This is a genomic window from Roseomonas mucosa ATCC BAA-692, assembly GCF_000622225.1.
Taxonomy (GTDB): Bacteria; Pseudomonadota; Alphaproteobacteria; order Acetobacterales; family Acetobacteraceae; genus Roseomonas; species Roseomonas mucosa.
Genome location: NZ_JHWD01000004.1, coordinates 169,361 through 190,686, shown reverse-complemented (window position 1 = coordinate 190,686; position 21,326 = coordinate 169,361). Strand labels below are relative to the sequence as shown.

The following is a 21,326-nucleotide window of genomic DNA, read 5'->3' as shown; positions in this document are numbered from 1 at the left end:
TCCGGCTCCACCCCTGCCTGTCGCCGGGCCGCCGCCCGCCTCAGAAACGCTTGCCCAGCAAGGTGATGGCGGGCGCGGTGGCGAGGCGGGCCGCCACGGCATTCACCTGCCGCAGATAAAGCGTGTTCGGATCGCCTGGCGCATCGCGCAGCGTGAGGGCGCGGCGACGCGGGTCGTAGTCGAAGGGGGCGAAGCCCTGCGCGCGCAGGAGATCGTCGATCCGCCGGGTGCTGTCGCCATAGCGTTCCGCGTGCGCCATGGTCTCGACCAGCACTGCCCGCAGCCCCGGACGGGCCAGGAGCTTCCCGGCCCCGGCCAGGATCCGCGCCTCGTAGCCCTCGACATCCAGCTTCAGCAGAAGCGGCGTGCGGTGGGGCAGGATCTCGTCCAGCGTGGAGACGGAGATGTGGACGGCGTCCTCCGCCTCGCGCTCCAGCAGCACCCGGTTGGCGGCGCCGCGCCGGGCGCTGAGCCGCAGCGTGCCGGGGCGCTCGCCCAGGGCCAGCGGCAACACCGTCACGCGCGTCTCCAGGTCGTTGAGACGCAGGTTGTCGCGCAGATGCGGCAACGTGGCGGGCGCGGGCTCGAAGGCCAGCACCTCCGCCCCCGCCACGCCGGCGGCCAGGACGGTATAGGCGCCGATATTGGCCCCGATATCGGCGAAGAGGTCGCCCGGGCGCAGCAGATGCAGCAGGAAGCCCATCTCCGCGAAATCGCTCAGCCCGGCATAGAGGTTGGCGCTGGCGGAGGAATGCCCCCTTTGCAGCAGCAGCCGCGTCGGCCCGACAAAGGGCATCACCGCCGGCATGCCGGTGAGCCGCCCGCCGATCTGCCAACGCAGCAGGCGCAGGAGGGCGGCGGCGGGGCGCCGACCAGCCAACGGGTGGTGCAGGATGAAGCGCAGCAGGCGGACGGGAACGCGAAGGCGCCGCAGCCCCGGCCAGGGTGGCGGCTTTCCCCCGTGTGACATCGCCCCCGGCGGTTCCGGAGTCGGACGCCGCGGGTGAACCGTTGCGGGGGAAGGGGGCGTGGGGGCGGGGTTCACAACCCCAGATTGCGATATCCCGCTACGGATTGGCAACATTGCCGGGCGGCGCCCTCAGCCTGTCTCAGCGGGTGCAATCGAGCAGCGGCCCCAGCTCGCCGATCCGTGCCCGGATCGTGGCGGCGCGCTGGCGCAGCCAGGTGCTGGGACGATTGGCGACCCAGTGCAGCGGGCTGGGCAGCACCACGGCGAGCTGGGTCGATTCCCGCAGCGTTAGCGCCGAGGCGGGCTTGTTGAAGAAGGCCCGGGCGGCGGCCTCCGCACCGTAGATGCCCGGCCCGAACTCGACGATGTTCAGATAGACCTCCAGCACCCGCTGTCTCGGCCAGAGCAGGGCGATCTGCGGCGTCAGCCAGGATTCCAGCAGCTTGCGCACAGGATCGCGCCCGGGCCAGAGCATCAGGTTCTTGGCCGTCTGCATGGTGATGGTGCTGGCGCCGCGCGGCCGCTCGCCTTCCAGCAGGGTCTCGACCTGGCCGCGCAGGGCGGGAAAGTCGAAGCCCAGGGCCTGGGTGCAGAAGGTGTTGTCCTCCGAGGCGATCACCGCCTGCGCGAGGCTGGGGGCGATCGCGTCATAGGGCACCCAGTCGTGGTGCAGCTCGTAGCCCTGGATGCCGCGGATCAGCATCAGCGGCGTCACGGGCACGGGCAGCACGCGGAAGGCCAGGATGGTCGCCAGGGGAAGGGCGAGGAAGAGCAGCAGCAGCAAGCGGACCCAGCCCCCGGCCCAGCCACGGGCCTGTCCCAGAAGGCGTCCCGGCAGGCGTCCCGGCAGGCGTCCGGCGGGCGCGCGGCTTCCGGTGGGCACGGCGCCGCGGCCGGCCTCGCGCCGGCCCGGCCTCACGCCACCCGGCCCGGACATGCACGGAAAGGACCGGCCGGGAAAGCCGTTCCCGCCGGAAAGGATGGGGCGGGGTTCAGGAGGCCTCCGAACCGGTGCGATAGGGTTCCAGCTCTAGCCCGAGCAGCAGGCCGGGGCCGTGCCGCGGTCCCCCTTCCGCCAGGGGCACGAACTCCGCCCGCAGCTCCACCATGGGGGCGTCGTGCGGTGCCTCCGGGTCGCGGCCGATCCAGAGAACCTCGCCCTCGGCATCCGCGAGCGAGGGGCCGAAGCGCCGCTCCAGCGCCCGCCGCAGCGCCGTCCCGGATTCGCCGGGCAGGAAGCGCAGCGCGGTGATGCCGCCGAGGCGCGGCTCCCGCGTCCCGGCCTGTGCCTCCGCCCCCATCCCGGCGTCCTCCCCGGCTTCCGGCCCGGGGTCCGGGGCGCGGTGCAGGGCGATGCAGGCGGTGAAATCGGCCTTCAGGTTCAGCGCCTCGCCAAAGGCGCGTCGGTCCGCCACCAAGCCCATATGGCAGCCGGGGCGGCCCGCGGCGGAGGCCACGGCGCCATCCGCGAAGAAGGCGCCCCCCACCGTCCGGAAGCCACGCCGCCGCAGCGCGGCCCGCGCCTCCTCCAGTGGCATGCCCAGGCGCAGCCCCTCCAGCAGCGCGCTCCGCAGCACCGGCCCGCCCGGCCGGGCGGAGGGCAGGGGGCCGGGCAGGCGGCCGAAGTCATGGATCGGCGTTCCGTCCTCCCGCACCAGTCGGGCGGTGAGGAGATGCGCCGCGATCGGCACGCTCTTCATGCCCGCCGGCTGCGGCAGCGCGCCGCCCAGGACGAGGCTGACCTCCAGGATGCCGCGCCAGCCATCCTCCGTGCGCGGGTCCAGCCCCACCGATTCGAGCAGCTTCTCCGCCGCCGCCTCGTTCGCTACGGGCAGGGTGCCGACCGCCAGGGCATTGTCGAAGCGCAGGCCGAAGCCCGGCGACCGCCAGGTCGGGTCGCGCACCCAGAAGGTGCCGTTCAGCGCCACCGGCAATCCCCCCTGGCGGGGATCGTAGGGGCCGATGGCGGTGCGGATCCGCAGCAGGTAAGGGCGGTCCGGATCGAAGCTCTCATATTCCGCCCGCAGCTTCCGGCGCAGCTCGGCGAAGGCCGCGTCGTGCCGCTGCCGCCGTGCGGAGGGCACCGGGGAGGCCAGTTCCGGCGGCGGCATCAGCGCCTCGGCCAGCGCGTCGAAATCCGGGCTTTCCCCCGCCCGCCGGGCATGGGCGAAAAGCACGTCCCGCGCCGCCAGCGGCAAGGGGGCCCGGATCATCGCCTGCATCCGCATGCCGCTCTCCGCCGCCGGCGATTCTGGCGACTCGGCCCGGGCCGGCAGGCCGGGAAAGATCAGCGGGAGCAGGGCGGCGAGGATCAGCGGGTTTCTGGGCATCGGCACTTCTTGGGCTGAGGCGCGCAGGGTAGCCAGCCCCGGCGCCGGCGCAAACCGCGTTCCGCGCGCCGGCGGATGCCCCACGGGGCGCCCCCGCGCCGCCCATCGTGCCACCCATCGTGCCACCCATCGTGCCACCCATCGTGCCACCCCTGGGCGCCGCCCTTTGGCGCGGTGCCCTTTTTCGGCCGGTTTTCTCTGCTGTTCCGCCTTCGCCGCGGCTTCCGGCCCTGGCGGTCCGCCGCGCCGGCGGCCAGGATTCGCCTTCGTCATCCATGCCCCGTGGCGTATGTCGCGGCGCCGTCTTCTGCCAGGGGCCCCGGGCCGGATCATGATCGCTCTCCGACTGCATGTGCGCCCCATCCGCGACGTGGCTTCCTTCCGCGCCTGGCTGCGGGCCAGCGAGTTCGGCCTGGTCGGCCTGGCGGTGCTGACCGGGGTGCTGAGCGGCCTCATCGCCGTGGTGATGGGCGGCCTCGCGCGCGGGCTGCACGTGCAGCTCTTCGGCCCGGAAAGCGCGCATGGGCTGAGCGTCCTGCGGGGCGCGACGCCGCTGGTGCTGCTGACCATGCCGCTGCTGGGCGGCATCCTGCTCGGGGCCTTCAACCTCGCCCTGTCGCGCTGGTGGCCCCGCCAGCCGGTGGACCCGATCGAGGCCAATGCCCTCTATGGCGGCAAGCTCTCCTTCCGCGACGGGCTGGTGGTGGCGGTGCAGAACATCGTCTCCAACGGCTTCGGCGCCTCGGTGGGGCTGGAGGCGGGCTATACCCAGGCGGCCAGCGGCGTGTCCTCCTGGCTCGGGCAGCGCCTCGGCCTGCGGCGCGGCGACCTGCGGCTGCTGGTGGGCTGCGGCGCGGCGGGGGCCATCGCCGCCGCCTTCGACGCGCCGCTCACGGGGGCCTTCTATGCCTTCGAGCTGGTGATCGGCACCTATGCCATCGCCAGCCTCGCCCCGGTGGTGGCCAGTGCCGTCACCGCCACGCTGGTGGCCCGGGCGCTGAGCGGAGGGACCTATGTGGTGGTGCCGGGCGGGGTCGCGCCGCCCGGGCTGGAGGGCTACGTGCTGTCCCTGCTGCTCGGCCTCGCCTGCGCCCTGGCCGGGATCGCGCTGATGCGCGGCGTGACCTTCACCGAGGCCACCATGCGCCGCTTCCTGCGCCGGGCGCCGCTGCGCCCGGTCCTGGGCGGGCTGGTGGTGGGCCTGCTGGCCCTGGTCTCGCCCATCGCGCTCTCGGCCGGGCACGGGGCGCTGCACCTCACCTTCGCCACCGAATCCACCGGCTTCGACATCATCTGGCTGGCGCTGCTGAAGAGCCTGGCGGTGGTGATCTCGCTCGGCGCGGGCTTCCGCGGCGGCCTGTTCTTCGCCTCGCTGCTGCTGGGGGCGCTGGTCGGCAAGGTCTTCGCCGCCGGGGTGGACCTCGTGCTGCCGGGCATGGACCCGCTGCTGCTGTCGCTGGTGGGGATGAGCGCCTTCGGCTCGGCGGTGGTGGGGGCACCGCTGGCCATGACCTTCCTGGCGCTGGAGACCACCGGCAACTTCGTGGTGGCCGGCAGCGTGTTGGCGGCGGTGACCGTGGCCGGCCTCGTGACGCGGCGGCTCTTCGGCTATTCCTTCGCCACCTGGCGCTTTCACCTGCGGGGCGAGACCATCCGTTCCGCCCATGACATCGGCTGGCTGCGCGAACTGAGCGTGGGCAAGCTGATGCGCCGCGACCTGCGGACCGTGCGCAGCGACACCCGGCTTGCTTCCTTCAAGCGCGACTTCCCGCTGGGCTCCACGGCGCGCGTCGTCGCGGTGGATGAGAAGGACCAGTATGCCGGGCTCATCTCGGTGCCCGAGGCCTATGCCGCCGCGCCGGAGGTGGAGACGGTGGAGCCGCTGCTGCAGTTCCGCGACCGGGCGCTGCTGCCGGCCATGAATGCCAAGGAGGCCATGGCCGTCTTCGACACGGTGGAGACCGAGGCGCTGGCGGTGGTGGATGGGGTGGGGAGCCGCAAGGTGCTGGGCCTGCTCACCGCCAGCCACCTGCTGCGCCGCTATGGCGAGGAGGTCGAGCGCCGACGGCGCGAGGAAACCGGACTGATGGCCTGATCCGGCGCAAAGAGACTCGGGCGGGAGGGCTTGTAACTGTCCCCTGCGTCATGTTTCGCCGTGTTTCAGGGTTTTGCGATCCGGTAAAAATTCCTTGCGCGACTGTGGCTTACGGGTCGCGGCGGGGCGGGAAAAACCCGCTTCCGGATGAAGCGTCGGTTATTCGCGGTTGCCAGCCCACCGCGCTGGCGCCCAGACCTTGGCGGAGCGGGCGACGCTTCGTGGGGGAGCGCCGTCCGGAGGGGGAAGTACACCGCATGACCGAGACCGGCGCCGTCTTGCGACGCGGCCTGCGCCTGCTGGCGCTGGCGGCCGTCGTCACCCTTTGGCTTCCGCCAGGGCAGGCGCGGGCGCAGATCGGCAGCGAGCGCTATGCCTCGATCGTGGTGGATGCGGGCACGGGGCAGGTCCTTACCGCCTCCAGCGCCGACGAGCCGCGCTACCCGGCCTCGCTCACCAAGATGATGACGCTCTACATGCTCTTCACGGTGCTGGAATCGGGCGACGTCTCGCCTTCCACCCGCATTCCCGTATCGCGGCACGCGGCCTCGCGGCCGCCCTCCAAGCTCTGGCTGAAGCCCGGTTCCACCATCACGGTCCGCGACGCGATCCTGGCCCTGGTGACCAAGTCCGCCAACGACGCGGCCTCCGCCGTGGGCGAGTTCCTGGGCGAGGGCAGCGAGGCGCGCTTCGCCCGGCTGATGACGCTGCGGGCCCGCCAGATGGGAATGACCAGCACGGTCTTCCGCAACGCCTCCGGCCTCCCGGACCCGCGCCAGGTGACCACCGCCCGCGACATGGCCATCCTGGCGCAGCGGCTGATCCGGGACTTCCCGAACCGCTACGCCTATTTCAGCACGCCGGAGTTCCGCTGGCGCGGCCAGACCATCGCCAGCCACAACTACGTCAACGAGAACTACGACGGCGCGGATGGGCTGAAGACGGGCTTCATCAACGCCAGCGGCTTCAACATCGTCACCAGCGCCCGGCGCGACGGGCGGCGGCTGATCGCCGTGGTCTTCGGCGGCGCCACGGGGCGGGAGCGCGACCGCCATGTGATGGCGCTGCTCGACCGGAGCTTCGAGCTTCCCGGCACGCCGCCGGGGCGGGGCGACACGCTGCTGGCGGGCCGCTCGGTGGGCCATGGCGGCGTGCTGGCCGGGCTGGTGCCCAGCGCCAATGCCGCGCCGGCGATGGGCGCCGCGGAGCCGCTGCTGCGCCGGGCCGCCACCAGCGCCCGGCCTGCCGTGGCGCCCTCCCGCCCCGCCCCGGCGCGTTCCAGCGCCGGCAAGGGCGAGTGGGCGGTGCAGGTCGGCGCGCTGCCAAGCAACGTCTCCGCGCGCAAGGTGGCCAGTGCCGCGCGCCGGAGCGCCGCGCGCAACGCGGGGACGGTGCGGGTGGAAAAGGTGCGGCTGAAGGGGCAGACCCTTTACCGCGCCCAGGTGGCAGGGCTGAGCGAGACGAGCGCCCGGCAGGCCTGCGCCCGGATGAAGCGCGGGGCCTGCATGGTGATCGCGCCCTAGAGCGGATCGCGTCCGGATGGAATCATCCGGACGCGTGAAGATGCTCCCGAAACAACAGGCTGGAGTGGTTGAAGTGAGCCAAGGCAAACGGACACCGCTCCAGGCCGACGAGCGGCATGCGCTCGCCCGTCAGGACCCGGCGTCACGCTTCCTGGCCGGCCCTCAGACGCGCCTTGCTTTCCGGACCGCGCTCAGCTTATAGGAATATAATCAACGTCATTAAAGCATCAAATACCTAGACTGAACAATTAATCAGGACGCGTTCTGGCAGTTAAAGGACTAAAAACCTAAAACCCCTAAAGTGCCAAAACGGCCCGCACGGTGGGAAACCAAGGCCGTTCAGGCACAGCAGCGTCTCCACCGGCCCCCATGCGCGAGACCGGGGCGCGAGCGTCAGGGCTTCCGCGGCCCGGTCTCAGCCTTCCGCCATGCCCGCCTCCCGGAGTGGGGGCGCCCCGGCGACGCGGCGCTTCGCCGCCGGAACCAGGGGCGGGAAATCCTCGGCCGTGATGGTTTCCCGCTCCAGCAGCAGCCGGCTGCCCGCTTCCACCTGGTCGCGCTGCGCCTCCAGGATCTGGGTGGCGCGGCGGTTGGCCTCTTCCACCAGTTCGCGCACGGCGAGGTCGATCTCGCGCTCCGTGGCCTCGCTCACCTCGGCGCGCGACGGCGGCAGGGCGAGGTCGCCCAGGAAACTCTGGCGAGGCGGCGCATAGGTGCGGTTGCCCAGGGCATCCGCCATGCCGTAGCGCGTCACCATCTCCTGCGCCGTTTCCGTCGCGCGCTGGAGGTCGTCGGCGGCGCCGGTGGAGATGTCGCCGTCGAAGAACAGCGTTTCCGCCGCGCGGCCGCCAAGCAGCACGGCAATCCGGTTCCGCAACTCGCTCCGCGCCAGCAGGAAGCGTTCCTCCGCCGGGCTCTGCATGGTGTAGCCCAGGGCGCCGATGCCACGCGGGATGATCGAGACCTTCAGCACCGGATCGACACCGCTCAGGTTGGCCGCCACCAGCGCATGGCCCATCTCGTGCACCGCCACGCGGCGGCGCTCCGGCGGGCTGAGGATGCGGCTGCGGCGCTCGACCCCCGCCAGCACCCGCTCCACGGCGGCGATGAGGTCGCTCTGCTCCACCGCCTCCGCCTGGCGCCGGGTCGCGGCCAGCGCGGCCTCGTTCAGCATGTTGGCGAGGTCGGCGCCGGTCGCGCCCGGGGTCAGGGCGGCGACGGCATCGAGATCGGCATCGGGGGCGAGGCGGATCCTGCGCGCATGCACCCGCAGGATCTGCAGCCGCCCCCGGCGGTCGGGGCGGTCCACCAGCACCTGCCGGTCGAAGCGCCCCGGGCGCAGCAGGGCGGGGTCCAGCACCTCCGGCCGGTTGGTGGCGCCGAGCAGGATCACGCCGCTGCGCGGGTCGAAGCCGTCCAGCTCGGCCAGGAGCTGGTTCAGCGTCTGTTCCTTCTCGTCCGCGCCGCCGGACAGGCCGGAGGTGCGGCTGCGGCCCAGCGAGTCCAGCTCGTCGATAAAGATGATGCAGGGCGCCGCCTTGCGCGCCTCGGCAAAGAGGTCGCGCACCCGCGCGGCGCCGACGCCCACGAACATCTCGACGAATTCGGAACCGGAGATGGAGAAGAAGGGCACCCCGGCCTCGCCCGCCACGGCGCGGGCCAGCAGGGTCTTGCCGGTGCCGGGCGGGCCGACCAGCAGGATGCCCTTGGGCGCATGGCCGCCGAGCCGGCCATAGGAGGCCGGGTCCCGGAGGAAGGAGACGACCTCCTGCAGCTCGGCCTTGGCCTCGTCCACCCCGGCCACGTCGTCGAAGGTCACGCTGGTGTCCTTCTCGACATAGATCTTGGCGCGCGACTTGCCGATCGACATCACCCCGCCGAAGCCCTGTTTCGCGGCGAAGCGACGGAAGGCGAAGATCCAGACGAGGTAGAGCAGCGCCATCGGCACCAGCCAGGTCAGCATCTGCGCCAGGAAGCCCGGCGGCGGCGTGCCGCGCACCACCGTGACCCCCTGCTGCTTCAGCCGCTCCGCCAGGGCAGGATCGACGCGCACGGCGCTGACCTCGCGCCGCCCGTTCGCCTCCGCCTCCTTGAGCTGGCCCCTGATGGTGTCCTGGGAGACGGTGACCTCGGAGATCCTGCCCTCGCCGAGCAGGGTCTCGAACTGCGAGTAGGGCACCGTCTCCACCTGCGAATAGTTCGCCCAGATGGACTGGAGGAAGGTCAGCAGGAAGAAAGCGCCCAGAATGTACCAGATGGTGAACTGCCGCTTCCAGAGATCGGAATCCGGCGGGTCCTTCTGCGGGCCCGTGGGTCGCTTGGCGGGGGCTGGGGGCATGTCCGGCTCTGTTCCTCGCTTGGCATCCAGGCTGGCCTGAGGCCGGCCCGCGCGGGCCTCATGGCCCCGGCCGCCTGCGCCACAGGCTGGCCGGACCTCACGGGGCGGTCGCCAGGCCGTCCAGCGGCCCGGAAAGGCACGGCGCGCTATCGGAAGGGTGGCTCGTCGAAGGCGCGCAGCTTGCGCGAATGCAGCCCGTCGAGCTGCCCGCGCAGGATCTCGAAGGTGGCGAGGCCGATGGCGAGATGCTCGCTCACGGCGCGCTGGTAGAAGGCGGTGGCGGCGCCGGGCAGCTTGATCTCGCCATGCAGCGGCTTGTCGGAGACGCAGAGCAGCGTGCCGTAGGGCACCCGCAGCCGGTAGCCCTGGGCGGCCAGCGTGCCGCTTTCCATGTCCACAGCGATGGCGCGCGACAGGTTGATCCGCAGCCGCTCCTGCGACCAGCGCAACTCCCAGTTGCGGTCGTCATAGGTGACGACCGTGCCGGTCCGCAGGCGCCGCTTCAGCGCGTCGCCCTGCTCGCCCGTGACCTGCACGGCGGCCTCCTGCAAGGCGACCTGCACCTCCGCCAGGGCGGGGACGGGGATTTCCGGTGGCAGCAGTTCGTCCAGGATCTTGTCCCGCCGCAGATAGCCGTGCGCCAGCACGTAGTCGCCGATCTGCTGGCTCTGCCGCAGCCCGCCGCAATGGCCGATCATCACCCAGCAATGCGGGCGCAGCACCGCGAGGTGGTCGGTGATCGTCTTGGCGTTGGACGGGCCGACGCCGATGTTGACGATGGTCACGCCATCCCGCCCGTCGCCGCGCAGCAGGTGGTAGGCGGGCATCTGGAAACGCTGCCAGGGCGCGGCGGCGACCAGCTCGGCCCCCGCCTCGGGCGAATCCTCCCGTCCCACCGAGGCGCCGCCGGGCAGGACCAGGCGGCTATAGGGACTGCCGGGCCTGGCGAGCTCGTTCAGCGCCCAGCCGGTGAACTGCTCCACATAGCGCTGATAGTTGGTGAGCAGGATCCAGGGGCGGACATGGCGCCAGTCGCTGCCTGTGTAGTGGACGAGGCGGCGCAGCGAATAGTCCACCCGCACCGCGTCGAAGAGCGCCAGCGGCCGTGGCTCGCCCTCCCGGTACTTCCACAACGCGTCGGCGGTCTCGTCCCCCACCGCCGAGAGCATGGGCACCGGGAAGTGGCGCGCCAGCGCCGCTGCCGAGACGCCGCCGCGCGCCAGCTCGTCGCCGCCTTCCAGCACATAGGGGTAGGGGATCTCCTGCTCGCTGCGCCCCACGGAGATGCGCACGCCGTACTCCCCGGCCAACGGGCGGAGCTGTTCGAGCAGATAGGCCCGGAAGGCGGCGGGCTGCGTCACCGTGGTGGCATAATCGCCCGGCAGTTGCAGCTTGGCCCAGGCCCGCCGGGTCGCCGGGGGCAGGTTCTCGGCATTCCAGTGCAGGTGCAGGGCCGGATAGCGGAAGGCGGCGCGCTCCGCCTCGGTCGGCACGGCACCGCCGGACACGAAACGGTCCAGGGCCGCCCGCTCGGCCTCCACGGCCGCCTCGTAGATTGCCTCCAGGCGGTCCACGGCCTCCTCGGGGGAGGCCACCGTTTCATGCCGCATCGGCTGGCATCCGTTCCTGTCTGTGCCGGCCCAGCCTGCCACAACCCGCGATGGCCGTAACCATTCCCGCGATGGTGGCGCCCTGGGATCAGGCCGGCCGGACGCCGGCCCCGCTCGGGACGGCCAGAGCCTCCTGCTCCCGGTCTTCCGGGTAGCCAAGCAGGTAGTGCGCGCTCGCCAGGCGCTCGATGGCCTTCGCGACATGGTGGCGCCGCGCGGCGTGGCGGGAGGCCCGCAAGGCGCTATCGAGAAAGTCCAGCGCCGTGCGCAGCTCGTCTTCAGCGGATGGGCGCAGGAAAGGAAAATGCGACATCGGTACGGAAAACCATCAATCTCACGGCTTCGTGAGAATAGACGATCGCATCCAGGATGTCAGATGAATTCTTGGATGGGTCCGGCAGATGCCGTGCCGGAACCCCGCCCCATCCCCTTGTCCCACCGGCTGGAGCAGCGGCGGGCTTGCGCCTGGGCGCCGGGCGGCCTATCGGGCGCGCGCCTTACCTTTTTCGCAGGGAACCAGCCCGATGGCCATCGAGCGTACCTTCAGCATCATCAAGCCCGACGCCACCCGGCGTAACCTGACCGGCAAGATCAACGCCGTGTTCGAGGAGAAGGGCCTGCGCATCGTCGCGCAGAAGCGCATCCTGATGTCGCAGCAGCAGGCCGAGACCTTCTACGGCGTGCACAAGGAGCGTCCCTTCTTCAAGGACCTCGTCTCCTTCATGACCTCCGGCCCGGTGGTGGTGCAGGTCCTCGAGGGCGAGGGCGCCGTGGCCAAGAACCGCGAGATCATGGGCGCCACCAACCCGGTCAATGCCGCCGAGGGCACCATCCGCAAGCTCTTCGCCGAGAGCATCGAGGCGAACAGCGTGCACGGGTCCGACAGCCCGGAGAACGCGGCGATCGAGATCGCGTATTTCTTCGCCGGTTCCGAGATCACCGGCTGATTCCGGCCCGGGCGAGGGGCGGCATCCCGCCCCTCGCCCATCCCGGCCTTGCGGACGGGAAACCCTGCTCCCCGGCTCAGCCGAGGAAGGCGTAGAGCAGCAGCAGGATCACCACGATCGCGCCGATTCCCCAGGCGGCGGCCCGGGTGAAGGCGTGCCAGCCGGCCTCGCGCTCGGACAGGATGTCCTCCGCCCGCACCGGTACCATGTCGATATGCTGCCGTGCCTCGGCCATGCTCCGCCCCGATCCCTGCTTCACGCCTCCGCCTTGTGCCGGAGGATTCAGGCTTTTTCTGTAGGCAGGGCAGCGAAGGCGGGCAAGGGATTCGCCATGGCGCCCGTTGCAGAGGGCAGAGCGGCCGTCGCCTCTTCGGCGATCCGGCGCATGGCGGGCAGCGGCCCGGCGCCGTGGCGCGCCAGCCAGACGGCCATCCAGGCCAGGGCGGCCGGGTAGAGCCGGTGCTCCTGCGCCAGCACGCGGGCGGCGAGGGTCGCCTCGTCGTCGCCCGGCAGCACGGGCACGGCGGCCTGGGCCAGGATCGGCCCCTCGTCCACCCCCGCCGAGACCAGGTGCACCGTGCAGCCATGCAGCCGCACCCCGGCCTCCAGGGCGCGGGCATGCGTGTCCAGCCCCGGGAAGGCGGGCAGGAGGGACGGGTGGATGTTCAGCATCCGGCCTTCCCAGCGGCGGGTGAAGCCTTCCGTCAGCACGCGCATGAAGCCGGCCAGGGCGATCATCCCGATGCGGTGCGACTCCAGCACAGCCTGCATCGCCGCCTCGAAGCCTTCCCGGTCGCCCTTGTGGGCGCGGCTCTCGACCACGGCCACCGGAATGCCCGCGGCCTCCGCCCGCGCCAGCCCGGCGGCGCCGGCGCGGTTGGACAGGACCAGCGCGATCCGCGCCGGATAGGACGGATCGGTGGCGGCCTCCAGCAGCGCGGCCATGTTGCTGCCGCGGCCGGAGATCAGCACCGCCACGCGCGGGCGGCGGTCCTCCCCGCCAGCCGGACCTGTCACGGCTGCGGCCACTGGGCCGTCAGGTTGTCCACCCGCACGCTGGCCTCGTCGCCCTCCGGCGCCGTCTCGATGCGTCCGATGCGGGCCACCGTCTCGCCAGCCTCCTGCAACAGCCGCGTGGCTTCCCCGACGGAATTCTCGGCCACCACCAGCACCATGCCGAGGCCGCAGTTGAAGACGCGCAGCATCTCCTCCGGCACCACGCCGCCCATCCTGGCCAGCCAGGCGAAGACCGGCGGCGGCGTCCAGGCGGCGGCATCCACCACCGCCACGGTGCCGGCCGGCAGCACGCGCGGCAGGTTGCCCGGCAGCCCGCCGCCGGTGATATGCGCGGCGGCCTTCAGCAGCCCGGCGCGGTGCACGGCGAGGACGGATTTCACATAGATCCGGGTCGGCTCCAGCAGCGCCTCGCCCAGCGTCCTGCCGCTGGCGAAGGGGGCCGGGTCCTTCAGCCCGGCATTGCCGCCCTCCACGATCCGCCGCACCAGCGAGTAGCCATTGGAATGCACGCCGGAGGACAGCAGGCCCAGCAGCACGTCGCCCGCGCCGACATCAGGCTTCGGCAGCAGGTCCGTGCGCTCCGCCGCGCCGACCGAGAAGCCGGCGAGGTCGTAGTCGCCCTTGCCGTACATGCCGGGCATCTCGGCGGTCTCGCCGCCCACCAGGGCGCAGCCCGCCTGGCGGCAGCCCTCGGCGATGCCGGCGACCACGGCGCTGGCCTGCGCCACCTCCAGCTTGCCGGTGGCGAAGTAGTCCAGAAAGAAGAGCGGCTCGGCGCCCTGCACCACGAGGTCGTTCACGCACATGGCCACGAGGTCGATGCCGACGCCGTCATGGTGGCCCGAATCGATGGCCAGCCGCAGCTTGGTGCCCACGCCGTCGGTGGAGGAGACCAGGACCGGATCCTTGAAGCCCGCGGCCTTCAGGTCGAACAGCGCGCCGAACCCGCCGAGTCCGCCCATGGTCCCGCTTCGGTCCGTGGACCTGGCGAGGGGCTTGATGGCGTCCACCAGCGCGTCACCCGCCTCGATGTCCACCCCGGCGTCACGATAGGTCAGGCTGGCCATGGTCGCTCCCGATCGGCTATGCCCCAGGGCTTCGGAAGGTTTTGAAGGGCGGACGATGCCGGACCAACTGCCGAGCCTGGGCGCGAGCGGAAGGCAACACCACGTCTGGCGGGGCGGTGCAACATCCCTGCGCCTCGTGGCTGCCCTTCTTCCCGCGCTCTGCGCCTTGCCCGGGCTGGCTGCGGCACAGGGATTCCCCACGATTCCGCCCCCCGTGCCCCCGGCGGCGAGCGCCCCGGCCGCGAGCACGCCGGAGGCCAGTGCGGCCGCCCCGACAGCCGGGACCGGTGCCGCCGCCGCGCCCGCCACGGGCGGCGGCTATACCCAGCGCGGCGTCCCGGCCGAGGCCACGGCCAAGAACGCCGTGGAGGCGCGGGAGCAGGCCTATGCCTCCGCGCAGCGCATCGCCTATGAGCGCATGGCGGGCGAACTGGGCCTGCCGACCGGCCTTTCGGCCAGCCAGATCGACCGGCTGGTCTCCTCCGTGGTGGTGGAGCAGGAACGCTCGACCCTGACCGGCTTCTCCGGCCGCGTGACGGTGAACTTCAACCCCGGCCGCGTGGCCGCCCTGGGCGGGCGCGGCGGCGCGACGGCGCAGGCCGGGGGCGGTGGCGCCTCGCCCACGGCACCCTCGCCCTCGCCGGGCGTGCCCGCCTCGGCCTGGGTGGAGGCGCAGGCGGGCTACGGCTCGCTGGCGCAGTATCTCGACCTGCGCCGCCGCCTCCTGGCCAATCCGCAGGTGGCGAGCCTCGACCTGCGCGCCATCGCGACGGACCGTGCCGTGCTGCGCCTCGGCCTGCGCGCGCCGGCGAATCTCGTGGTGCCCGAGCTCGCGCGTTCCGGCGTGACGGCGGTGCCCGCGCCCGACGGCACCTGGCGGATCGGCCTTGCCGGAGGGGCCTGACCGGAAGCCCGCCCCGACGCCCGGCCCGCCGGACCGTGCCCCGGCCGCCGCGTCGGCGCTGACCACGCTGCCCAACGCCATCACCTTCGTGCGGCTCTGCGCCGTGCCGGCGACGGTCTGGCTGATCATCCAGGGGCGCTTCGACCTCGCCTTCCTGCTGTTCCTGGGGGCGGGGCTGTCCGATGCGCTGGACGGCTGGCTGGCCCGGGTGCTGGATGCCCGTTCGAGCCTGGGCGCGGTGCTCGACCCGGTGGCGGACAAGGCGCTGCTGGTGAGCAGCTATGTCGCCCTGGCGGCGACCGGCGTGCTGCCCGACTGGCTGGCCATCCTCGTGGTGTTTCGCGACGTGCTGATCGTGGGGGGCGTGGTGATGTTGCGCATGATGGGCATGCCGCCCCGGATCAGCCCCTCGCGCCTGTCCAAGGCGAACACGGCGCTGCAGATCCTGCTGGTCGCGGTGGCGCTCCTCCTGCGCGGCTGGCCCGGGCTCCTGCCCGGGGCCTTCCCCCTGGCGGTGCTGGTGCCGCTGGTGGCCGCCAGCACCCTGCTCTCCGGCGGTGCCTATGTGCTCGCGGCGGCGCGCGGGGAGGGGCGGGCATGAGGACGCTGCCGCCGCCGGTCCCGCCCGCCCCGCCGGCCGAGCGGCGCGTCACGCCGGCCCCCGCGGCGGCGGCGGCGCCATCCCTGCCTCGCGGGCCGCAGACGGCCACGCGCGCGCAGCGGATCGGCCTGGCGCTCGGCCTGCTCGCCGCCCTGCTCGGGACGATCTGGCTCTTCTCGCCGATCCTGACGCCCTTCGTGCTGGCGGGCTGCATCGCCTATTTCCTCGATCCGCCCGTCACCGTCATGGCCCGGGTCGGGGTGCCGCGGGGCGTTGCCTCTGCGCTGCTGATCGCCTGCCTCTGCGCCCTGGTGCTGCTGGCCCTGCTGCTGCTCTACCCGCTGTTGATCTCTCAGGTGGGGGTGTTGCTGGCGCGGTTGCCGGCCTATGCGGCGCGGATCGGGGCGGGGGTGCGGGACCTGATCGCGGCCGCCGCCGAGCGCCTGGGGCCGGACACGATCAACGGCCGGCTGCAGGACCTGGCGGTGAACCAGACCGGCGCCATCCTGGGCTATGTCGCCACCACGGCGGCGCAGTTCATCGGCGGTGCCAGCGGGCTGCTCAGCGTCGGCTACGCGCTCTTCACCTATGCGGTCGTGACCCCGGTGGTGGGCTTCTACCTGCTGCGGGACTGGCCGCGGATCATCCTGCGGATCGAGTCCTGGCTGCCCCGGCGCTATGCCAGCACCACGCGCGCCCTGGGGCGGGACATGGACAGGGTGCTTTCCGCATGGCTGCGCGGCCAGCTGATCTGCTGCGGCCTGCTCGCGGTGTATTATGCTGTGGCGCTCTCGGCGGTGGGACTCGAACTGGGCCTCCTGGTCGGGCTTCTGTCCGGGATGCTGTCCTTCATCCCCTATGTGGGCTCGCTCACCGGGCTGGTGACGTCGCTGCTCCTGGCCGCGGGCCAGTTCGGTTCCTGGGAAGGTGTTTTGCTGGTGGCGGCCGTTTACGTGTTCGGGCAGACGATCGAGGGCTACGTGATCTACCCGCGCCTGCTGGGCGACCGGGTGGAGCTGCACGCGGTCTGGGTCATCTTCGCCCTGTTCGCGGGCGGCGTGGCCTTCGGCTTCCTGGGCGTGCTGCTGGCCGTGCCCATGGCGGCGATGATCGGGGTGATCGCGCGGCACTGGCTGCGCCGCTACCTCGCCAGCCCGCTCTACCTCGATCCGCCGCGGACCGGGCTGTGAGGCGGGGCCCGACCCACCCGCATGGCGGGGCGCCGGGGAGGGGGGCATGAGCGGCCGCCAGCTCCCGCTGCCGCTTGCCCTGCCGCCCGAGCGCGGCGCGCCGGTGATCTCGGACCGTTCCAACGCCGTGGCCCGCACCTGGCTGGCGGCGCCGGACGACTGGCCGAACGGCCGTCTGGCGCTGTTCGGGCCGGAGGGTGTGGGCAAGTCCCTGCTGCTGCGCCAGGGCGCGGCGCGGCTGGGCCTGCGGGTGCTGGAGGGGCCGTCGCTGCGCGGCGTGCCGGACGGGCTGCCCTCCGCCGTGGACGACGCCGACTGCGCGGCGGAGGAGGAGGCGCTCTTCCACCTCATCAACGCCTGCGCCAGCACCGGGGCGCTGCTCCTGCTGGCGGGGCGGGAGCCGCCGGCGCGCTGGCGTGTGCGCCTGCCCGACCTTGCTTCCCGCCTCCGCGCCACCCATGCGGTGGAGATCGAGGAACCCTCGGAGCAGCTCCTCCGCGCCCTGCTGGCGCATCACTTCGCCGAGCGCCAGGTCAGGGTGGACGCCGCGACGCAGGACTGGCTGCTGCTGCGCCTGCCGCGGGAGGCCGCGGCCGTCTCGCGCGCCGCTGCGCGGCTGGACCGGGCGGCACTGGCCACCGGGGGGGCGGTGACGCGCGCCCTGGCGCGGCATGTCCTGGCCGACCTTCCCGGCTTCGGCAGCGACGAGCCGGCGGGCGAGGAACATGACGTTTCCGTGGCATCGCCGGGGGACGGCTCGAACCCCATGCCCAAGCTGCTGTAGTCTGGAGCGCCTGGTCCGGGCCTCTTGCTCCCGGGCCTGACCGAACACGGCGCCCATGAGGGAACCCACCAGATGGACGCGATCTTTACCGGCGAGATGCCGACTGTCCCGGCGGAGCTGCCGCCCGACATGCCCTCGGGCGACCTGCATACCCTTTCCTGGCGCTTCATCAACCGTGAGTTGTCCTGGCTGGCCTTCAACGAGCGTGTGCTGGAGCAGGCCTCCCATCCCGACCATCCGCTGCTGGAGCGGCTGCGCTTCATCGCCATCTCTGCCAGCAACCTGGACGAGTTCTATTCCGTGCGCGTCGCCGGGCTGGTCGGGCAGGTGCGGGCGGGCATCACCAAGCTCTCGCCCGACGGGCTGACCACGGCGCAGCAGCTCGCCGCCATCCACGAGCGCGCCGGTTCGCTGATCGAGGCGCAGCGCATGGCCTGGCGCGAGGTCCGGGTCCTGCTGCGCGAGGTGGGGATCGCCGTGCTGGAGCCGGCGGAGCTGGAGGAAAGCGAGCGTGCCTGGCTGGAGAGCTGGTTCATGGAGCGGGTCTTCCCCGTCCTGACCCCGCTGGCCGTCGATCCGGCGCATCCCTTCCCCTTCATCGCCAACCTCGCCCTCTGCCTCGTGCTGAAGCTGATCCGCGAGGAGGACGGGGGCACCATGCGCGCCCTGGTGCCGCTGCCCTCGCAGGTGGAGCGCTTCGTGCGCCTGCCGCCGCGCGGGGAGGGCAAGGGCGACGGGGTGATCCGCTTCGTGACCATGGAGGATCTGGTCACGCTGAACCTGCCGCATCTCTTTCCCGGCTACATCCCGGCCGAGCGCGGTCTGTTCCGCCTGATCCGCGACACCGACGTGGAGTTCGAGGAGGAGGCCGAGGACCTCGTCAGCTCCTACGAGACGGCGCTGAAGCGCCGCCGCCGGGGACAGGCGATCCGCGTCACCGTCACCACCGACACGCCCTCCGACATGGTGGACCTGGTGGCGGAGGAGACCGAGGCGGACCGCACCGGCGTCTTCGCCGTGGAGGGGCTGCTGGGGCTCAGCGACCTCAGCCAGCTCATCGTGGACGACCGGCCGGACCTGCTCTTCACGCCCTACACGCCGCGCTTCCCGGAACGCATCCTCGATTTCGGCGGGGACTGCTTCGCCGCGATCCGGTCCAAGGACATCGTGGTCCACCACCCCTACGAATCCTTCGACGTGGTGGTGCAGTTCGTGCGGCAGGCGGCGCGCGATCCGAACGTGGTCGCCATCAAGCAGACGCTCTACCGCACCTCCCGCGACAGCTCGATCGCCCGGGCGCTGATCGAGGCGGCGGAGGCGGGCAAGTCCGTCACCGCCATGGTGGAGCTGAAGGCGCGCTTCGACGAGGAGCGCAACATCGCCATCGCGCGGCAGCTCGAAGCCGCCGGGGTGCAGGTGGTCTATGGCTTCGTGGACCTGAAGATCCACGCCAAGGTCAGCCTCGTGGTGCGGCGGGAGGGCGGGACGCTGCGCTCCTATGCCCATTTCGGCACCGGCAACTACCATCCGGTGACGGCGCGCATCTACACGGACATCTCCTTCTTCACCGCCGATCCGGGACTGACCGGCGACGCGGCGCGGCTGTTCAACTACCTGACCGGCTATGCCCGGCCGGAGAAGATGCAGTCGCTCGCCTTTTCGCCGCTCACCATCCGTCCGACCCTGATGGGGCTGATCGAGCAGGAGATCGCCTTTGCCCGGAGTGGCCGGCCCGCCGGCATCTGGCTGAAGATGAATTCCCTGGTGGACGAGCAGCTGATCGACGCGCTCTACCGCGCCAGCGAGGCCGGGGTGCGGGTGGACTGCGTGGTGCGCGGCATCTGCTGCCTGCGCCCCGGCGTGCCGGGCCTGTCCTCCAACATCCGGGTGAAGTCCATCGTCGGGCGCTTCCTGGAACATTCCCGCATCTATGTCTTCGGCAACGGGCACCGGCTGCCCTCGCGCCGGGCACGGGTCTTCATCTCCTCGGCCGACTGGATGGCACGCAACATGGACTGGCGGGTGGAAACCATGGTGCCGGTGGAGAACCCCACCGTCCATGCCCAGATCCTGGACCAGATCATGGTCGTGAACATGAAGGACACCGCCCAGTCCTGGACGCTGGGGCCGGATGCGACCTATCGTCGCCTCGATCCGGGGCCGAAGCCGCTTTCCTCCCACGACTGGTTCATGACGAACCCGTCCCTGTCCGGGCGGGGCAGCGCCCTGAAGCGGGTCCGCACCGCGGCGCCGCGGCGGCGGCCCGACCGCGTGGCCCAGGATTGACAAGGCGCTGACCGGTCCGGAACCGTCCCGGCGGGGCCGGGCGCAGGCCCGCTCCGCCAGCACGCGCCTGGACCGGCGGTTGCGGCGGCCAGGTGGTCGCGGCATGACGCCAGGGCAGGAAGTGAGAGAATTACCGATGGACGCAGCCGCTCAAGCCCTTCCAGCCGAAGCCGTCCCGCATCCGCCCCGCTGTGGCGTGGTGGATCTGGGCTCGAACTCCGTGCGACTGGTGGTCTTCGAGGGGCGGGGCCGCAACCCGGTGCCGATCTTCAACGAGAAGGCGGTGCTGGGACTGGGGCGGGGCCTGGAGACCACGCGGCGCCTGAACGAGGCGGCGGTGGAACAGGCGCTGACCGTGCTGGAGCGCTACCATGCCGTGGCCCGGGCCATGGCGGCCGATCCGCTGGAGATCCTGGCCACCGCGGCGATGCGCGATGCCGAGAACGGCCCAGCCTTCGCCGCCGCGCTGCGCGAGCGCATGCCGGGCGTGCCGATCACCGTGTTGAGCGGGGAGGGCGAGGCGACCCTTTCCGCCGAGGGCGTGCTGCTGGGCTTCCCCGAGGCCGACGGCATCCTGGGCGATATCGGCGGCGGCTCGCTGGAGGTGGTGGACCTCAGGCACGGACGGGTCGGCGATTCCGCCAGCCTGCCGCTCGGGGTCATCCGCCTCGCGGAACGGGCCGGGGGGGACATGACCCAGGCGCGGGCCATCGCCGAGGCCGAACTGGCCCGGGTGCCCTGGCTGGTGAACGGCAAGGGGCGGGACCTGTATCTCGTGGGTGGCGCGTGGCGGGCGATCGCCAAGGTGCACATGGTCGAGGCCAACTATCCCCTGTCCATCGTGCACCATTATGTCCTGACGCGGGAGGAGGCGCGGAACCTCTGCGGCATGCTGATCGGCGCCAAGAAATCGGCGATCGAGAAGGTGCCCGGCGTTCCGGCCAAGCGCGCCGGGGACCTGCCCTTCGCCGCCGTGGCGCTGCGCCGCCTGCTGCGCGCGACCGGGGCCGACCGCGTGGTCTTCAGCGCCAACGGGCTGCGGGAGGGCTGGTATGCCCGCCACATCGCCCCTGCGGTGCGGGCCGAGGACCCGCTGCTGGCCGCGAGCTATGAGATGGCGGCCCGGTTCGGGCGCGACGAGAGCCTGCCGCCGGCGCTGTTCGACTGGACCTCGCCGCTCTTCCCGGAGGAGACCGCCTATGACCGTGCCCTGCGGCTGGCGGCCTGCTGGCTCTCCGATACGGGCAGCCACGACCACCCGGACTACCGCGCGGAACAGTCCTTCCTGCGCGTCCTGCGCCAGCCCGGCGTGGGGCTGGACCATCACGCCCGGGCCTTCCTCGCCCTGGCCGTGGCGCTGCGCTACGAGGCGAGCCCCCCCGCCGCGACCCTGGCGCCGGCGCGGGTGCTGATGGGGGCGGCCGAGATGCGCCGGGCGGAGCTGCTCGGCGCCGCCCTGCGGCTGGCCTATACGCTGTCCGGCGGGACGCTGGCGCTGCTGAACGCCGCGGCGCTGTCCGTGGCGGACGGAACCCTGCGCCTGACGCTGCGGGAGCACAGCGGGCTCTTCGCCGGCGAAGGGGCGCAGCGGCGGCTGGAGCTGCTGGCCGGGATGCTGAACCTGAAGGCCGAGATCAGGCTCGGCTGAGTCGGGCGGCGCACCA

At 72.1% G+C, this 21,326-nt stretch carries 18 protein-coding genes; 9 read left to right on the top strand and 9 right to left on the bottom strand.

Features of this window, described 5'->3' with window-relative positions:
• Positions 1-40 precede the first annotated feature (40 nt).
• The 3 genes from BT98_RS0107710 to BT98_RS0107700 all read right to left on the bottom strand — a co-directional run bounded on the left by BT98_RS0107710 (position 41) and on the right by BT98_RS0107700 (position 3,300).
• Positions 41-970, bottom strand: coding sequence for an FkbM family methyltransferase (locus BT98_RS0107710; protein ID WP_019461736.1), 930 nt, complete (start codon positions 968-970; stop codon positions 41-43).
• 139 nt (positions 971-1,109) lie between these two features.
• The gene (mtgA, locus tag BT98_RS0107705; RefSeq protein ID WP_237719383.1) at positions 1,110-1,853 is read right to left on the bottom strand and encodes a monofunctional biosynthetic peptidoglycan transglycosylase; all 744 of its coding nucleotides are present in this window, start codon (positions 1,851-1,853) and stop codon (positions 1,110-1,112) included.
• Positions 1,854-1,962: 109 nt separating this feature from the next.
• Positions 1,963-3,300, bottom strand: a complete 1,338-nt coding sequence (locus BT98_RS0107700; protein WP_019461734.1) for a hypothetical protein — start codon at positions 3,298-3,300, stop codon at positions 1,963-1,965.
• Between the two features lie 331 nt (positions 3,301-3,631).
• Between BT98_RS0107700 and BT98_RS0107695 the strand changes: the two genes are divergently transcribed.
• Positions 3,632-5,395, top strand: coding sequence for a chloride channel protein (locus tag BT98_RS0107695; protein WP_027297186.1), 1,764 nt, complete (start codon positions 3,632-3,634; stop codon positions 5,393-5,395).
• 257 nt (positions 5,396-5,652) lie between these two features.
• On the top strand, positions 5,653-6,918 hold the full coding sequence (locus tag BT98_RS0107690; RefSeq protein WP_019461732.1) for a D-alanyl-D-alanine carboxypeptidase family protein: 1,266 nt from the start codon (positions 5,653-5,655) through the stop codon (positions 6,916-6,918).
• Positions 6,919-7,333: 415 nt separating this feature from the next.
• On the opposite strand, the gene ftsH is transcribed toward BT98_RS0107690, so the two are convergent.
• The 3 genes from ftsH to BT98_RS0107675 form a co-directional block, all read right to left on the bottom strand.
• Positions 7,334-9,256, bottom strand: a complete 1,923-nt coding sequence (gene ftsH, locus BT98_RS0107685) for an ATP-dependent zinc metalloprotease FtsH (protein WP_019461731.1) — start codon at positions 9,254-9,256, stop codon at positions 7,334-7,336.
• Positions 9,257-9,402: 146 nt separating this feature from the next.
• Positions 9,403-10,866, bottom strand: a complete 1,464-nt coding sequence (locus BT98_RS0107680) for an AMP nucleosidase (RefSeq protein WP_019461730.1) — start codon at positions 10,864-10,866, stop codon at positions 9,403-9,405.
• Between the two features lie 88 nt (positions 10,867-10,954).
• Positions 10,955-11,179 carry a hypothetical protein gene (locus BT98_RS0107675; protein ID WP_019461729.1) on the bottom strand — a complete coding sequence of 75 codons (225 nt, stop codon included), beginning with the start codon at positions 11,177-11,179 and terminating at the stop codon, positions 10,955-10,957.
• A 211-nt stretch (positions 11,180-11,390) separates the two neighbouring features.
• On the opposite strand from BT98_RS0107675, the gene ndk reads away from it, so the two are divergent.
• Positions 11,391-11,813 carry a nucleoside-diphosphate kinase gene (gene ndk, locus BT98_RS0107670; protein WP_019461728.1) on the top strand — a complete coding sequence of 141 codons (423 nt, stop codon included), beginning with the start codon at positions 11,391-11,393 and terminating at the stop codon, positions 11,811-11,813.
• A gap of 76 nt (positions 11,814-11,889) precedes the next feature.
• Here the strand turns inward: ndk and BT98_RS0107665 are convergent, their stop codons facing one another.
• Genes BT98_RS0107665 through purM form a run of 3 tightly spaced genes read right to left on the bottom strand, consistent with a single transcriptional unit; the run spans position 11,890 to position 13,897 of the window.
• On the bottom strand, positions 11,890-12,048 hold the full coding sequence (locus tag BT98_RS0107665; protein WP_019461727.1) for a hypothetical protein: 159 nt from the start codon (positions 12,046-12,048) through the stop codon (positions 11,890-11,892).
• 47 nt (positions 12,049-12,095) lie between these two features.
• The gene (gene purN, locus BT98_RS23610; RefSeq protein WP_314209519.1) at positions 12,096-12,830 is read right to left on the bottom strand and encodes a phosphoribosylglycinamide formyltransferase; all 735 of its coding nucleotides are present in this window, start codon (positions 12,828-12,830) and stop codon (positions 12,096-12,098) included.
• Positions 12,827-13,897: a phosphoribosylformylglycinamidine cyclo-ligase gene (gene purM, locus BT98_RS0107655; protein ID WP_019461725.1), complete on the bottom strand. Its 1,071-nt coding sequence runs from the start codon at positions 13,895-13,897 to the stop codon at positions 12,827-12,829. Before purM ends, purN begins: the two co-directional genes overlap by 4 nt.
• A gap of 214 nt (positions 13,898-14,111) precedes the next feature.
• Between purM and BT98_RS0107650 the strand changes: the two genes are divergently transcribed.
• From BT98_RS0107650 to BT98_RS0107625, 6 genes are all read left to right on the top strand, one after another.
• Positions 14,112-14,801, top strand: coding sequence for a hypothetical protein (locus BT98_RS0107650; RefSeq protein ID WP_019461724.1), 690 nt, complete (start codon positions 14,112-14,114; stop codon positions 14,799-14,801).
• Complete coding sequence (locus BT98_RS0107645; protein WP_019461723.1) at positions 14,785-15,402, top strand: CDP-alcohol phosphatidyltransferase family protein; 618 nt, start codon at positions 14,785-14,787, stop codon at positions 15,400-15,402. Before BT98_RS0107650 ends, BT98_RS0107645 begins: the two co-directional genes overlap by 17 nt.
• Complete coding sequence (locus BT98_RS0107640) at positions 15,399-16,592, top strand: AI-2E family transporter (RefSeq protein ID WP_081798548.1); 1,194 nt, start codon at positions 15,399-15,401, stop codon at positions 16,590-16,592. The genes BT98_RS0107645 and BT98_RS0107640 overlap by 4 nt, the downstream gene beginning before the upstream one ends.
• Positions 16,593-16,638: 46 nt before the next feature.
• Complete coding sequence (locus BT98_RS23605; protein WP_019461025.1) at positions 16,639-17,376, top strand: P-loop NTPase family protein; 738 nt, start codon at positions 16,639-16,641, stop codon at positions 17,374-17,376.
• A gap of 72 nt (positions 17,377-17,448) precedes the next feature.
• Positions 17,449-19,662 (top strand): RNA degradosome polyphosphate kinase, encoded by a 2,214-nt coding sequence (locus BT98_RS23600; RefSeq protein WP_019461026.1) that lies wholly within the window; start codon positions 17,449-17,451, stop codon positions 19,660-19,662.
• 136 nt (positions 19,663-19,798) lie between these two features.
• On the top strand, positions 19,799-21,310 hold the full coding sequence (locus BT98_RS0107625) for a Ppx/GppA family phosphatase (RefSeq protein WP_019461027.1): 1,512 nt from the start codon (positions 19,799-19,801) through the stop codon (positions 21,308-21,310).
• Positions 21,311-21,326: the final 16 nt, after the last annotated feature.